14 protein-coding genes are annotated in these 13,977 nt (G+C 70.0%); 10 read left to right on the top strand and 4 right to left on the bottom strand.

Features of this window, described 5'->3' with window-relative positions:
• Positions 1-660 carry a DUF2064 domain-containing protein gene (locus tag ABZ906_RS04755; protein ID WP_361377317.1) on the top strand — a complete coding sequence of 220 codons (660 nt, stop codon included), beginning with the start codon at positions 1-3 and terminating at the stop codon, positions 658-660.
• Positions 657-1,349 (top strand): methyltransferase domain-containing protein, encoded by a 693-nt coding sequence (locus tag ABZ906_RS04750; protein WP_361377314.1) that lies wholly within the window; start codon positions 657-659, stop codon positions 1,347-1,349. Before ABZ906_RS04755 ends, ABZ906_RS04750 begins: the two co-directional genes overlap by 4 nt.
• Here the strand turns inward: ABZ906_RS04750 and ABZ906_RS04745 are convergent.
• Together ABZ906_RS04745 and ABZ906_RS04740 are read right to left on the bottom strand one after the other, a co-directional pair.
• Entirely contained in the window at positions 1,292-1,795 is a 504-nt protein-coding gene (locus ABZ906_RS04745; RefSeq protein ID WP_361377311.1) for a hypothetical protein, read from the bottom strand. The genes ABZ906_RS04750 and ABZ906_RS04745 overlap by 58 nt on opposite strands.
• Positions 1,795-3,066, bottom strand: a complete 1,272-nt coding sequence (locus ABZ906_RS04740; RefSeq protein ID WP_361377308.1) for a molybdopterin-dependent oxidoreductase — start codon at positions 3,064-3,066, stop codon at positions 1,795-1,797. The genes ABZ906_RS04745 and ABZ906_RS04740 overlap by 1 nt, the downstream gene beginning before the upstream one ends.
• Before the next feature lie 113 nt (positions 3,067-3,179).
• Between ABZ906_RS04740 and ABZ906_RS04735 the strand changes: the two genes are divergently transcribed.
• A complete protein-coding gene (locus ABZ906_RS04735; protein ID WP_361377305.1) occupies positions 3,180-4,538 on the top strand; it encodes a hypothetical protein in 1,359 nt (452 codons plus the stop codon).
• A gap of 16 nt (positions 4,539-4,554) precedes the next feature.
• Here ABZ906_RS04735 and ABZ906_RS04730 read toward each other — a convergent pair whose 3' ends face one another.
• Positions 4,555-5,862 (bottom strand): MFS transporter, encoded by a 1,308-nt coding sequence (locus tag ABZ906_RS04730; RefSeq protein ID WP_361377302.1) that lies wholly within the window; start codon positions 5,860-5,862, stop codon positions 4,555-4,557.
• Between the two features lie 103 nt (positions 5,863-5,965).
• Between ABZ906_RS04730 and ABZ906_RS04725 the strand changes: the two genes are divergently transcribed.
• On the top strand, positions 5,966-6,418 hold the full coding sequence (locus ABZ906_RS04725; protein ID WP_361185566.1) for a helix-turn-helix domain-containing protein: 453 nt from the start codon (positions 5,966-5,968) through the stop codon (positions 6,416-6,418).
• Between the two features lies 1 nt (position 6,419).
• Here ABZ906_RS04725 and ABZ906_RS04720 read toward each other — a convergent pair whose 3' ends face one another.
• Positions 6,420-7,616 (bottom strand): MFS transporter, encoded by a 1,197-nt coding sequence (locus ABZ906_RS04720; protein ID WP_361377299.1) that lies wholly within the window; start codon positions 7,614-7,616, stop codon positions 6,420-6,422.
• Positions 7,617-7,670: 54 nt separating this feature from the next.
• Here ABZ906_RS04720 and ABZ906_RS04715 point away from each other — a divergent pair, with 54 nt between their 5' ends.
• From ABZ906_RS04715 to ABZ906_RS04690, 6 genes are all read left to right on the top strand, one after another.
• Positions 7,671-8,483, top strand: coding sequence for a helix-turn-helix transcriptional regulator (locus tag ABZ906_RS04715; protein WP_361377296.1), 813 nt, complete (start codon positions 7,671-7,673; stop codon positions 8,481-8,483).
• A gap of 36 nt (positions 8,484-8,519) precedes the next feature.
• Entirely contained in the window at positions 8,520-9,113 is a 594-nt protein-coding gene (locus ABZ906_RS04710; RefSeq protein WP_361377293.1) for a TetR/AcrR family transcriptional regulator, read from the top strand.
• On the top strand, positions 9,110-11,029 hold the full coding sequence (locus tag ABZ906_RS04705) for an alpha/beta fold hydrolase (RefSeq protein WP_361377290.1): 1,920 nt from the start codon (positions 9,110-9,112) through the stop codon (positions 11,027-11,029). The genes ABZ906_RS04710 and ABZ906_RS04705 overlap by 4 nt, the downstream gene beginning before the upstream one ends.
• A complete protein-coding gene (locus tag ABZ906_RS04700; RefSeq protein ID WP_361377287.1) occupies positions 11,026-11,355 on the top strand; it encodes a hypothetical protein in 330 nt (109 codons plus the stop codon). The genes ABZ906_RS04705 and ABZ906_RS04700 overlap by 4 nt, the downstream gene beginning before the upstream one ends.
• A 260-nt stretch (positions 11,356-11,615) precedes the next feature.
• Positions 11,616-13,340 carry a hypothetical protein gene (locus ABZ906_RS04695; protein ID WP_361377284.1) on the top strand — a complete coding sequence of 575 codons (1,725 nt, stop codon included), beginning with the start codon at positions 11,616-11,618 and terminating at the stop codon, positions 13,338-13,340.
• Complete coding sequence (locus ABZ906_RS04690) at positions 13,337-13,966, top strand: thymidylate synthase (RefSeq protein ID WP_361377281.1); 630 nt, start codon at positions 13,337-13,339, stop codon at positions 13,964-13,966. Before ABZ906_RS04695 ends, ABZ906_RS04690 begins: the two co-directional genes overlap by 4 nt.
• Positions 13,967-13,977: the final 11 nt, after the last annotated feature.

Genomic DNA, 13,977 nt, shown 5'->3' with positions numbered 1-13,977 from the left:
ATGACCACATCAACCATCCTCGTCATCGCCAAGGAGCCGCTGCCGGGGCGGGTGAAGACCCGGCTGACTCCGCCCTACTCCCCCGAGGAAGCCGCCGGCCTCGCCGCGGCCTCGCTCGCCGACACCCTCCGCACCGTGCTGGCCGCCCCCGCCTCCCGCAGGGTTCTGGTGCTCGAAGGGCGGCCGGGCCCCTGGCTGCCTTCCGGCATCGAGGTGGTCCCGCAGTCCGGGGGCGGCCTGGACGAGCGGCTCGCGGCGGCGTTCGGCGCCTGTACGGGGCCGGCCCTCCTGGTCGGCATGGACACCCCCCAGATCACCCCCGCCCTGCTCGCCCCCGCCCTCGGCCCCGACGCCTGGCAGGACTGCGACGCCTGGTTCGGCCCCGCCTTCGACGGCGGATTCTGGGCGCTCGGCCTGGCCGAGCCCGATCCGCGGCTGCTGCGCGGCGTCCCCATGTCACGTCCCGACACCGGCGCCCTGCAACGGGCCCGGCTCACCGGCGCCGGGCTGAGAGTGCGCGATCTGCCCTGGCTGCGTGATGTCGACACGGCCGACGACGCCGGTGAGGTCGCGGCAGCGGCGCCGCAAAGCCGGTTCGCCGCCGCGCTCACCCGGCTCGCGACAACGACCGGGCAGCCGGGACGGGGCGAGGGCCGATGAGCGCGGCTCCGCCCGACACCGGGCTCCGCGGGGCGGCCCCCGCGGCCGCTCCCTGGCACGCCGATCCGTACGTCAACGCCCTGCGCAACGGCCACGGCCCGCTGTTCCTGCGCCGCAGCGACGGCTGGCTGCTGCCCCTGGAAGTCGAACGCTGGTGCGCGAGCGCCGACGCGGCGGACCTCTCCGCGTTGCGCCGCTGCGAGGGCAGTGTCCTCGACATCGGCTGCGGTCCGGGCCGCCTGGTGACCGGGGCCGCGGCCCTCGGCCACCGTGTCCTGGGGATCGACGTCAGCAAGGCCGCGGTCGACCACACGGTACGGCTCGGCGGGACCGCGCTGCTGCGGTCCGTCTTCGACGCGCTCCCCGGCGAGGGACGCTGGGGCACGGCCCTGCTCATGGACGGCAACGTGGGCATCGGCGGCGACCCGTCGGCCCTGCTCGCCCGGGTCACCCAACTCCTCGCGCCCGAAGGCCTGTTGATTGCCGAGACGGCGCCGATGGACGTCGACGAACGGGTGGAGGTGCACGTCGACGACGGGCGCGGGGCACCGGGCAAGCCGTTCCCCTGGGCCCGTCTCGGCACCCCCGCCCTGCTGCGCTATGCCCGTCCGCCCGGCTGGAGCCGGGTCGATCAGTGGGCCACCGGGGGGCGTTGCTTCCTGGCGCTGCGCCGCGCGCTCCGCACCTGAAGCACCCGGCACAGAGCGGCTCCCGCGAACAGCACGCCCGTGACGATCAGCCACCGGGTGAGGAAGACTCCGGCCGGGAGCGCGGTGGAGGACTCGTACCCCGCCGCTTGCCCGGTGACGAGCGGGAACCACACCAGCAACAGCAGCCCGGACAGGAAGGCCGGAACCCGTACGAAGTTGATCCACTCCCTGCGCCCCAGCCGCCCCGCGGCGGTCCGCAGGGCCCGGTCGACCAGTGCGTACGCGGGCACGAGCAGCAGGTCGTGCACCAGCGCCGCGCCGGCGAACCAGACGGCGATCATCAGCGGGTCGCCGTCCAGGAGGCGTACCCCGGCATACGCGGCGAGCGCGAACGAGGCCAGCAGCACGAGGAGTTGCAGCGGCCCTTCGCCGTACCACCGCCGGAGTCGGTCCACGGGCCGGGTTCCTCGCGCGAGAGCGCTCATCACAGCTCCCCGAAGGTCAGACGGGACACCCATTTGGTGTTGAGCACGCCGGGCGCGGCCGGCACGATGATCCGCGCCGGAAAGCCGTGGTCCGGCGTCAGGTCCTCCCCGTTGACGTGCAGGGCGAGGAGGGAACGCGGGTCGCGGACCTGGTTGTCGCGCAACGCGGCCTTGCGGAAGGCCCCGTGCCGCTGCAGGGACTCCACGAGCACACCCGGAGGGTCCTCGTCGAACCCGGCGACGGCCGCGAGGTCACGCAGGCGCACGCCGCGCCACCACTGGTCCGACGTCGACCAGCCCTCCACGCAGGCGATCGGCAACGCGGCACTGTACTGGCGGAGCTGGAGCAGATCGCTGCGCGAGAGCTTGACCTCTCCGCGTGGTCCGGCAACGACGAGACGCCACAGCTCGCCGGTGTCCTGTCGCTCGATGCCCACCTTGGCGGCCGTCTTGTTGACCTGGAAGCCGCCCGGCCCGCTTCCCGGATCGCCGCCGCCGTGCGGCGCGAACAACGCGATGCGGCGCAGGGGCCCGTCCACGGTCTGCCCGGCCGTCGTCACGAACAGCAGGGCGGAGCCCGCGCCGACCATGCCCAGCGCCCCCCGCCGCGTCATGCTCGGCTCGGCGGGCCCGGCCGCCACCAGGCCCGCGCCGTCGTCCGGTTCGGGACGCGGGTCCCGCAGCCGTTCGCGCCATCCCTGCTCCCGCAGCACGCGCACGACCTGCGGCACGCGCAGCACCACGTGGGCCGCGAACGCGCCGAAGAACACCCAGGCGCCGTAGAAGTGCAGCGGGTAGAACGACCCGGGGAAGAGGTACTCCAACTGAACGTTGAGGACTCCGGTGACGAACTCGAACAGCGCCCCGCCGACGAGGAGGAGCAGCGAAACCCGTTCGAGGGCGTGCCCCGCCGACCGCGCCGGAGGCAGCGTGAAGAGCTTCGGGATCACCGACCACAGCTTCGCGAGCAGTACCGGGATGAGGGTGATGCCGACCGTGACGTGCAGGCCCTGGTTGAGGCGGTAGAGCCAGTGCGGGTCGGTCGGCCAGTCGAACAGGTAGAAGCCGAGGAGGCCCTTGTCCGGTGTCTTGTCGTTGACGGGCGACAGGTTCGGGTTGTACGCCGCGTAGGACAGCAGGCCGGTCACGAACAGGAGCGTGATGCCGACCAGCAGGACGACGCCGAGAACCGAGGTGAGCCACGGTCCGCGCAGCGGACTGCGCCAGAAACCCGGGGCGGCAGGGGAGGTCACACGTGGTGTGCGGGGCATGGACCGACCGTATGCCGGACCCTGCCGCCGAACGGGCCCCCGACTCATGACGAAACGCTGACGTCACCCCCCGGAGTCCGATCACCGGCTCCTCCTGCGCCTAACGTGCAGACGTGAGCACCACAGAACACACCGGACGCCGCCGTGACCTGGCCGCTGCCGGACTTGCGGCGCTGCTCGTCACCGCGGCCGTCGTCGTCGGCTCCTCCGTCGAGGACAGGGACGGCACCCTGCATCTCAACTGGCCGCCGCTGTACGCCCGCTGGGACCCGCACGTCGGCCCCGGCACCCCCGCCGCGCTCGCGGTCGCCGCCGCGGTGATCGCGTACGCGCCCGCTCTGGCCGCCCGGCTCTCGTGGCGGTCCCTCCTCCTCGGCGCGTGGACCGCTTCCCTGGCCTGGATCTGGTCGCTCGCGCTGGTCGACGGCTGGCACCGCGGCGTGGCGAAGCGGCTCACCACCAAGTACGAGTACCTCCAGGTCATCGACCGCTTCCAGGACATCCCCGCGACGCTGCGGGACTTCACCCGGCACATCCTGATCGACTCCCCCGCCCCCTGGCCCGCCCATACGGCGGGTCATCCGCCCGGCGCCACCCTCACGTTCGTCCTCCTCGACCGCGTCGGCCTCGGCGGCGGCGCCTGGGCCGGGGCCTTCTGCATCACCGCGGGCAGCACCGCCGTGGTGGCCGTCCTGATCACCGTGCGGACACTCGCCGACGAGGCGACCGCTCGCCGGGCGGCGCCCTTCCTCGTCCTGACTCCGGCCGCGATCTGGGTCGGTGCTTCCGCGGACGGCTACTTCGCCGCCGTCACGGCGTGGATGATCGCCCTGCTCGCGGGGGCGGCGACGCGTACGGTCCGCTCCCCCGCCGCGGCGGCCGTCGGCTCGGGCCTGCTGTTCGGCCTGGTCTGCTACCTCTCGTACGGCCTGACTCTGTTCGCCGTCGTCGTGGCCGCCATCCTGCTGGTCACCCGCAGCGCGCGCGTGCTCCCGCTCTTCCTCGCGGGTGCGGCCGTGGCCCCGCTGGTCTTCACCCTGGCGGGCTTCGACTGGTGGGAGGCGTACCGCCTGCTGGTCGAGCGCTACCACCAGGGGGCGGGCGGCATCAGACCGTACGGCTACTTCGTGTGGGCCAACCTCGCCTGCACGGTGCTGGTCATCGGCCCTGCGGCGGTGGCCGCCCTCCGCAGGGCGGCGGCATCCGCACCGGGTGCGGTTAGCCGCCTGCGCACCGGCCGGACCACACCCGCCGACCAGCTGACCGCGCTCGTCCTGGCCGTGCTCCTTGCACTGCTGGCCGCAGACCTGTCCGGCATGAGCAAGGCGGAGACGGAACGCATCTGGCTGCCGTTCACCACGTTCCTGTCTGCGGCGACGGCCCTCCTGCCCGGGGTGTCCCGACGCCACTGGCTCACCGCGCAGGCCGTACTCGCCCTGCTCCTGAACCATCTGCTGCTGACGGGCTGGTGAGTCATCGTGCCGAAGCTCATCGCCGGGCCAGGTGCGATCCTGCGGTCTCCGGAGCGGTCTCCGGGGTGTGGTGCCCGGTGAACGCCCACAGCAGCAGCCCGAGCAGGCTGAACGCGGCGCCCAGTGCGCATACGGCGCCCCAGCCCGCCGACTCGTAGAGCGTCGTCGCGGCGATGGCGCCGGTGGCGCTGCCGATCGAGTAGAAGACCATGTATCCGCCGATCAACCGGCTGCCCGCGTCCGGGTGGAGCGCGTAGATCAGGGTCTGGTTGGTGACATGGACCGCCTGTACGGCGAGATCGAGAAGGATCAGGCCGACGGCCAGGGCCCAGAGTGAGCTGCGGGTGAAGGCCAAGGGCAGCCATGAGACGGCGAGCAGCGCAAGGGCGGTGCCGGTGGTCCGCCGCGCGAGCCCGCGGTCGTTCAGGCGGCCCGCCACGCTCGCCGCCATCGCCCCGGCCACGCCGATCAGACCCAGCGCTCCGATCGCACTGTGGGACAGGAAGTACGGGGCCTCGCTGAGCGGCAGCGCGACGCTGCTCCACAGGGTGCTGAAGGCGGCGAAGACCAGCAGGCCGAACAACGCCCTTACGCGCAGCAGTCGTTCGCGCGCGAACAGGGTGATCGTGGAGCGCAGGAGCTGTCCGTAGCGCAGGGTGGTCGGCGCGGTGCCGCCGTGGCGCGGCAGCACGCGGTACAGGACCAGGGCGAGCAGTGCGGTGAGTGACGCCGATGCGAGGTAGACGGAGCGCCAGCCCGCCAGGTCGGCCATGAGACCGGATGCGGTACGGGCGAGCAGGATGCCGATGACCACGCCGCTGGTGACGAGGCCGACGACCCGTCCGCGTCCGGCGGGGCGGGCCAGTGATGCCGCGAACGCCACCAACGTCTGTGTGACGACCGCGAGGAGCCCCGTGGCGGCCATGCCCGCGAGCAGCAGCACCGCCGTGTGCGCGGTGGCCACCATTGCCAACGCCAGTACGAGAAGCAGCAGTTGGGACACGATGAGCTTTCTGCGGTCGGCCACGTCGCCGAGCGGCACGAGGAAGAAGAGACCGAGGCCGTAGCCGACGTGCGTGAGGGTGACCACGCTGCCGACGAGTGCCGGGCTCATGGCGAGGTCGTGCCCCATGGTCACCAGGAGGGGCTGGGAGAAGTAGACGTTGGCGACCGCGGCACCGCAGGCGACGGCGAAGAGCGTGACGATGCCGCGGGAGAGGACGAACGCGGGGCTCAGCCCGTCTCCGCCACCTTCGCCGCCCCCGCTGCCCCCGCCGCCTTTGTCGTCGCAGCCTTCGTCGCCGTTTGCACTGTTGCCGGGCATCGGCACTCCTCCCCCGATCTGGTTTCAACTTGCTACCACTGGGCGAGAGCGACGCTAACCCCTTTTGGTAGCATGTTGCAACCGTCGCGAGATTGAGGAACCCATGGTGACCAGAACGCGGTTCGACGACAGCGAATGTCCCGTCGCCCGGTCGGTGGACGCGATCGGCGACTGGTGGTCCCTGCTGATCGTGCGGGACGCCTTCGACGGAAGCCGGCGCTTCGGGGAGTTCCAGCGCAGTCTCGGCGTGGCCAAGAACATCCTCACCGCGCGGCTGCGCAGCCTCGTCGCCGGTGGTGTCCTCGAATCCGTGCCCGCCTCGGACGGCAGCGCCTACCGCGAGTACGTGCTGACACCGAAGGGCGAGGCGCTGTTCCCCGTCATCGTGGCGCTGCGGCAGTGGGGCGAGCAGAACTTCTTCGCCCCCGGCGAACCCCACTCGGAGCTGGTCGACCGCCGCCGGGGACAGCAGCTGCGCGCACTCGAAGTGCTGTCCGCGGACGGGCGGCGGCTCGACCCCGGGGACACCGAGGTCCACAAGGTCTCCGGCCCGTGAACTAGCCGCCGGTCGGCGTCGACCGGGCCGCTTCCGCGGGGCGAGGGACGTCCGGCACGGGCGGCACGGGTGGCTCGGGCAGGGTGCGGAACAGCAGCCAGCTCAGTACGGGCATCAGGATCAGGGGCGCCAGGGCGGTCCGCAGGGACGCCGCGTCGGCGATGCCGCCGATCAAGGGACTCACCAGGCCACCGATGCTGACGGTCAGGCCGAGTGTGATGCCGCTTGCGGTGCCGACGCGGGAGGGCAAGTAGTCCTGCCCGAGCGTCACTTGGAGCGAGAACGGGACGTACAGACCGGCCGATGTCAGCGCCACGAACACATACATCGCGGGGCCCGGCACGAAGACAACGCCCGCGACCGACCCGGCCGCGATCAGGTAGGCGCGGCGCGCGACGGTGACCCGGTCCCAGCGGTTGGCCAGCGTGCCGCCGAGCACGGAACCCACCGCACCACCGAGGTACAGCACGAAGAGCGCCGCGGTGCCCGCCGCCGTACTGCCGCCCATGCGCTCCTCGGCGAACAGCGAGAGGAAGGTGCTCAGGCCGACGAAGACGATCGACCGGCACACCACGGCCAGCGACAGTTTCACGAACGACGCCCTGTCGTCCTTGCCCGCCAACACCGGCGTACGGGCTCCGGCGGCCTTCTGCCGCTCCAGCGCACGCAGCACCGGCAGGCACAACACGGCCCCGACGAGCGCCGGAAGCACCAGCAGCGGCGTCAGGCGCAGTCCCCCGGCGGCGATGACCGCGGCGACCAGGAGCGGGGCCGCCGCGAAGCCGAGGTTGCCGCCGAGCGAGAACCAGCCCATCCCGCTGTGGCTGCCCCGGCTCGCGAGCCGGGCGACCCGCGCGGACTCGGGGTGATAGGCGGCGACGCCGAGTCCGGACACCGCCACGAACACGAGGGTCAGCGCGTAGGAGCCGCTCACCCCGCTCAGCGCGATGCCCAGGCCGCCCAGGAGCGTGCTGACGGGGAGCAGCCACGGCATCGCCCAGCGGTCGGTCAGGATGCCGAACACCGGTTGGGCCACGGACGACAGCAGGGAGGCGGCGAGCACGATGCCCGAGACCGCGGCATAGCTGTAGGCGCGCTCGGCGACGAAGAACGGCACCAGGGAGGCCACGGCGCCCTGGTACAGGTCGACGCAAGCGTGCCCGGCGGACAACAGGGTGATGGACGTATTCCTTCGCACCCCGTCATGGTCGGCTCCGGCGGCCGTGTCGCACTTCCGATAATCTGCCAGACAATGACGATCATCCGCCATATGCCGACCGCCCCGACCCGGACCCAGTCACTGGCGTCCGGCGCCGCGATCGACACCCACCGCCACGACGACCACCAGATCGTCTACGCCGGTCGCGGGGTCCTCGCCGTCACGACCAGCGCCGGTTCCTGGGTCGCCCCCGGCACCCGCGCCCTGTGGATCCCCGCCGGTACGGTGCACGCCCATCAGGCCCACGGCGAACTCGAACTGCACCTGGTGGGGCTGCCCGCGACCGAGAACCCGCTCGCCCTAAAGACGCCGACGGTGCTCGCGGTGGGCCCGCTGCTGCGCGAACTGATCGTCGCCTACACGCGCCCGCCGGACTACGACGGCGACGACGGCGAGGGCGGCGAGGGCGGCGAAAAGGGCGGCGAGGGCGGCGACGCGAAAGGCAACGAAAGCCCCGAACGGGCCCGCCTGCGCGCGGTGTTGCTCGACCAGCTGCGGGCCTCGCCCCAAGAACCCCTGCACCTGCCCACCCCGACCGCGCCCCTGCTGCGGACGCTGTGCGACATCCTGCGCGACGACCCGGCGGACAGCCGCACCCTCGCCGAACTGGGCCGCGAGGTGGGCGCGAGCGACCGCACCCTGTCCCGGCTGTTCCGCGGCGATCTCGGCATGACGTTCCCGCAGTGGCGCACCCAATTGCGGCTCCATCACGCGCTGGTCCTGCTGGCCGAGGACACACCCGTCACCGCCGTGGCGCATCTGTGCGGCTGGTCGTCGGCCAGCGCGTTCATCGACGTCTTCCGCCGCACGTTCGGCCACACGCCGGGCGCACATTCCAAGGGGTGAGCTTGCAAAATATATAGACCGGTCTATTCTCAGCTCATGGTCGAAACCAAGGGAGCCAGGACGAGCGCTCGGCTCGCGGAGTCGATGCTGGAGCTGATCCAGCGTCACGGGTACAGCGGTACGGGCCTCAACACGGTGGTGGAGCATGCGGGCGCCCCCAAGGGCTCCTTGTACTTCCACTTCCCCGGAGGCAAGGAGGAGTTGGGAGAGAGGGCCGTCGGACTCGCGGCGGCGCGATTCGGCTCCCTGGTCGCCGACGCGGCGCCGGGCACATCGACGCCGGACGAGCTGATCGGCCGCGTCATCGACGAGCTGGCCCGGATGCTCGACGAGAGCGACTTCCAACTGGGCTGCCCCGTCTCGGTGGTGACCCTGGAGATGGGCGCGCAGAGCGAACGGCTGCGGGACGCGTGCGCCGACGCCTTCGCATCGTGGATCGCACCGGTGACCGAGCTGCTCGCAGCCCACGGCCACCCTCGCGCCACCGCCCGGGCCCTGGCGACAGCCGTGGTCAGCATGGTGGAGGGAGCGGTGATCGTATCGCGCGCCCAGCGGTCCACCGAGCCGCTGTACTGCGCGGGCCGGGCACTCGCCGTACTGCTGAAGCAAGGCACGGAGGCCGCGGCATGAACCCGGAACCCGACATGGAGCACGACGAGTCCGACACCGCGGCCCGTCATGCGCTGGTCTTCGGCGCGAGCGGATTCATCGGACGCCACGTGGTGCTGGCGCTCGGCGGGACAGGAGCACGCGGGGATCGAGGGGACCGAGGTGACCGAGGTGACCGCGGCTTACGAGTGAGCACGGCGGCCCGGAGCGAGGAGTCCTACCTGCGGCTGGCCCGGTGGCTGGCCGAGCACGGGCATGACCGGCCCCCGACCGACCTCAGGGCCGATTTCACCGAAGTACCCCTGATCAATGGCGATTTCGACGACATCACGGAGATCTACAACTGCGCCGGCGCCTATCGGTTCGGGATGTCGGCGGACGAAGCCCGTCGCGCCAACGTCGACAGCGTGCGTGCGGTCATCGCGTTCGCGGCACGACTGCCGAACCTGCGCCGCCTGGTCCAGGTCTCCGGCTACCGGGTGGGCGGGCAGCCCCCTGCCGCCGTATGGAGCGAGGAGCAACGGCACCGCACGTACGCAGAGTTGGGCGCCTATGAGGCGTCCCGGGTCGAGGCGGACGCCGTGTTCCAGGCCGAGGCGGATCGCGCGGGTGTCCCCTGGACGATCGTCAACCCGCCCAGCGTGATCGGAGACAGCACCACCGGGGAGTCCGACCAGCACCTGGGACTGGCCGCCAACCTCAAAGACCTCTGGCAGGGCGCACTTCCGGCACTTCCGGGCAACGGAGAGACCTTCGTCCCCGTGGTGGCGGCCGACTACCTGGCCCGGTTCATGACGCTGCTGCCGACGGACGAGACCACCCGGCGCACGTCGTACTGGCCGCTGGCCGACGACACACCCGCGCTGCCCGACCTGCTCAAGCTCGTCGCGGAGCACTACGGCGCCAGAGCCCCACGGGCCCGGATCCCGGTACCCCTCCTCAAGCGACTGCCCCGCCGCCTCACCAAGGCCGACCCGGAAACCCTGACGTTCCTGTCGACCGACCGCTACCCCACCGACTCGGCCCATGCCTTCGCGGCCCGGCACGGGTTGGCGATGCCGGACACCGTCACGACGATCCGCCGCTGGGCCGATCACCTGGCGGCGCACCGCTTCGGTGACGCACCCCCGGGCAAGCGGCGGTTCACCGCACCGGCCGGAGTACGGACCTTCGAGCTCGGCGAGGCGGGCGCCCGCACGGTGGTACTGCCCGGTCTGCCCCTCAACGCGGACACGTGGTCCCCGGTCGTCGCCTCGCTCGGCGATGCCCGCGCCGTGGACCTGCCCGGCCTCGGGATGAGCGCGGGCGACCACGGCGACTGGCCGGCCTGGCTGAGCGCCCTGGTCACCGAGTGCGGCGCCCGTCACCTGGTGGGACACTCCATCGGCGCGGCAGCAGCGGTCGAGGCCGCAACCGCGCACCCCGATACGGTGGATCAACTCACGCTCGTCGCACCGTTCTTCCTCCAGGCGCCCCCGCCCCGCATCACCACGTGGACACCTCTGACGCGCGCGTACCTGCGCCGGACCACTCCCGACGCACTGTCCCGACGCCTGACCGACACCACGGACCACGCGGCCGCGCTCCGACCGGCGGTCGCGGACCTCCGCCGCGGCCCCGCCGCGGCAACCACCGCCCGCCTCCTGGCCATCGCGGCAGACCCGCGATGGCGCGAGACCCTCGTTGCCGGCCTCCGGCGCTACCCGAGGCGCGTCCACATCGTCATCGGCTCCCGGGACCCACTCACCCCCGAAGCCCGAACACTCCTGAGCACTCTCCCGCAGGCCACCGTGACGGTCCTCGCGAAAGCGGGCCACCACCCCCACCTGACACACCCCGAAGCCGTCGCCCGGGCCCTCACCGATCGGACGCCGGTTCCAGAGGAAAGTGGCACAGAGCCGAATGGGCGTCGGACGCGCCCGCTACTGCCCGGGTGACGTCGAGGAGCGGGGCCGCCGACATCAGCGCCGAGGTGCAGGGGTGTCGGGGGCGGTCGAAGACCTCCTCGGTGAGGAGTCCGCGGACGCGATTCTCCCGCGCCTTCGGGCTTGCCCCGCAGGGCGAACGGGTCGGTGCCGTCGCATCTCACCGTGCCCGCGTCGAGGGCCGCGTCACCGTACCGACGGCTCCGGGTCTGGGAGTCGAACTGGACCGGGACGCACCTTCGCCGCGCGCGGCGGAAATCGCCGAGAACATCAACCGCCTGGAGCCGGGCCGGCCACTCGCCAACGTGGTGCGGCCAGGCACCACTGCGGCGGCCTGACGGCTGCGTTCACAGCTCACCGCGCACCAGTTTCCGCGGACTGACTCCGCGCGCCACCGACCCAAATCAGGTGATCTATCAGCTCGACTATCGACACGTGGCGGGAGGGTCACGCTACGCTGGAAACTGGCTGGTCGAAGTGTTGATCGCTGGCGTTGATCGTTGACGTTGATCGCTGATTCGCATTTCGGCTCATGGGGGCGAGGCGTTCGGGGGGACCGTTGTCCAATGCTCAGTGGGAACCACGACACCACTCCATCGTGACGATTGACGTCGAAGGATTCGGATCCCCCACGCGAACAGACCCGATTCGCGCAGGGTTACGCCGCAGCCTCAACGACCTCGTCGCAGCGGCCATCAGGGCAGTTCCCGATGTGGAAGCATTAGTGGCCGAAGGGGACACGGGAGACGGCAAGTGGTTATTGTTCAGATCCGACTTGCGAAAGACGGCGCTGCTTCAGTCGTTCACCCCCGCCCTTGAGACCGGAATCCGTCATCACAACCGCAGCGCGAGCGTCGCGGCGACACTGAGACTCAGAGTGGGCGTCCACCACGGAGAAGTCACGGTGGAGGACAATGGCTACTCGGGCGAGCAACTGAACCACGCTTTCCGGATCATCGACAACGCCGTGATCAAAAATGTGCTCGTGGGTACGCAAAGCGATGTCGTGGTCGCGATCTCAGACGACTTCTTCCAGAAAGTCGTCAAGCCCGGGTACGGCTCTCTGGAGCCCGAGAACTACTCACCCGTCCTGGTGGAGGAAAAAGAGACCTCCACAGTGGTGTGGGTGGATTCGGCCCACCAGGAGAAGTTACGCGGCGCGGTGGTGGCTTCCGGCCTGCGAAGGTCCGGTGCCATACCGAGCCAACCGGAAGTAATAACCCTGCACGACCTGCCACCATCCACCCTGTACACGGCCATCACAGATGTGCACAACGCGGCCCTCTACCGTCGCCGCTTCCCCGACGCACCGGTCGAACAGCACGTGGAGACCGCACTGCTGCTGGCCGACAAGGTCGTGCTCCACTGCGCCGACGCCTACCGCTCACGCCAAGTATCTGACCTCCTGCACGAGTACGAGGCCTGCATCGCGGCCGGCGATCTCATGTTTCTCCTCGGAGAGAACACACAGAATCCCCGTACGCACTTTCGCGGTTACATCGATCACAAGATCCAGCAGTACGGGAAGTCGGATCTGGGACACCGCGACGCGGCCTCGCTGGTGAACGTCGACTCCGACGCTGCCGCACGCACGGAAGAGTTACTGGCGTTGAGCCCCTACGCACTGATCAGAGGGTTCTCGGGCGCCGACTGTTTCATCAGCGTGGTCAAGCAGGACTTCCACCCCGCCGAGCCGATCATCATAGGCGAGCACTTCTCCGCCAGCCTCGTCAATCAACTCAACCTCACCATACGCCAGTTGCTCGACCTGACCTACCAGACACGTGATGGAGCACTCTCGCGTGTAGTGGCGGATTCGGCAACGGTGGGCGGGTTACAGGCCGAGGTGAATCGCCTCGCCAGCCACAACTCCTGCTCCCGTCAGATCCTGATGGAGGCCATCCGCAAAGCGACCGGTCTCACCGAGAAGGATCCGCTCCAGGAAGCATTCGAAGAGCGCGTCAGCATTCTCCATCTCTCCGGGACGACCGGCGGTCTCGCGCACACAGAGGTGACGAACCGGCGGGACCGTCCCAGCCCCTACTACTACGCCCGACTGCTGGAGCACCTGAGCGTGCTCTCAGAGGTACCGCACCCTCCCCGCTTCGGCCCGCAGCTGGTCATGGAGTTGCGTTCTCTGCCGATCTGGCGGTTCTTCGCCGCGTATCACATTCGGCTGGTCAATCACCTCAGGCACCAGATAGAGAACGAACCTTGGGCAGGAGAGTGGGAAACCGGGTTCACCTGGACAAGGCGCATGCCCGAGTTCGAAACCGTCAGAGCCGCGGTTCGTCGCCACTGGGACACGGGAGGCCACCAATGATCACGCATGACCGATTTGCAGACGCATGGATTTTCTGGTTACGGGAAATAATGCAGGCAGGCAACGACGTGACGGACGACGGCGAACGCCTGCGTGAAATCCTGAACGTCAGCATCTCGGCACACACATGCCGACGCGAAGATTTCATCGCGTCAGGCGCCGACGAAGACCGACTCAACCTCATGCTGGCAAAGTATCGCTCATCGGCGCCGGTGCGACCATATACCAGAAGCTACGGCGACTTATTCACCGATCACATGGCGGTTAATCAGGTCGACTGGCTTGTGAAGCGACTCCGTGCAAAGCCGGAGACCAAGTCGGCTACGATCGGATTTCACATACCGGGCGAGGACTGGCTCAGCTGCATCTCGCTCATCGACTGCAAGATACGGAATAATGCGATGCACCTCAACATCGCATACCGCAGCCAGAACGTACTGGCCAGCCAGCCTGGCAATGCATGTGCGCTGAGGGGCCTGCAGGAGGAAATCGCCGCAGCGGTCGGAGTGCGCGTCGGTGCGCTTACCGTACATATCTTCTCGGCTCACATCTACGAGCGGGACTGGGATTCCGCGCGCGACATCCTGAGCCGTAACGGCGTTACTGCGGGCGAGGTGACTCGATGACGAAGCGGAGG

Origin of the sequence: Streptomyces sp. NPDC046925 (assembly GCF_040644915.1) — a bacterium.
Lineage (GTDB): Bacteria > Actinomycetota > Actinomycetes > Streptomycetales > Streptomycetaceae > Streptomyces.
Note: the sequence above shows the minus strand (reverse complement) of the source record. Positions and strands in the feature narration are given on the sequence as shown.

Coding starts and splice junctions, on each gene's coding strand:
- ABZ906_RS04755 (WP_361377317.1), top strand. CDS start 1: ATGACCACATCAACCATCCTCGTCATCGCCAAGGAGCCGCTGCCGGGG.
- ABZ906_RS04750 (WP_361377314.1), top strand. CDS start 657: ATGAGCGCGGCTCCGCCCGACACCGGGCTCCGCGGGGCGGCCCCCGCG.
- ABZ906_RS04745 (WP_361377311.1), bottom strand. CDS start 1,795: ATGAGCGCTCTCGCGCGAGGAACCCGGCCCGTGGACCGACTCCGGCGG.
- ABZ906_RS04740 (WP_361377308.1), bottom strand. CDS start 3,066: ATGCCCCGCACACCACGTGTGACCTCCCCTGCCGCCCCGGGTTTCTGG.
- ABZ906_RS04730 (WP_361377302.1), bottom strand. CDS start 5,862: ATGCCCGGCAACAGTGCAAACGGCGACGAAGGCTGCGACGACAAAGGC.
- ABZ906_RS04725 (WP_361185566.1), top strand. CDS start 5,966: ATGGTGACCAGAACGCGGTTCGACGACAGCGAATGTCCCGTCGCCCGG.
- ABZ906_RS04715 (WP_361377296.1), top strand. CDS start 7,671: ATGACGATCATCCGCCATATGCCGACCGCCCCGACCCGGACCCAGTCA.
- ABZ906_RS04710 (WP_361377293.1), top strand. CDS start 8,520: ATGGTCGAAACCAAGGGAGCCAGGACGAGCGCTCGGCTCGCGGAGTCG.
- ABZ906_RS04705 (WP_361377290.1), top strand. CDS start 9,110: ATGAACCCGGAACCCGACATGGAGCACGACGAGTCCGACACCGCGGCC.
- ABZ906_RS04690 (WP_361377281.1), top strand. CDS start 13,337: ATGATCACGCATGACCGATTTGCAGACGCATGGATTTTCTGGTTACGG.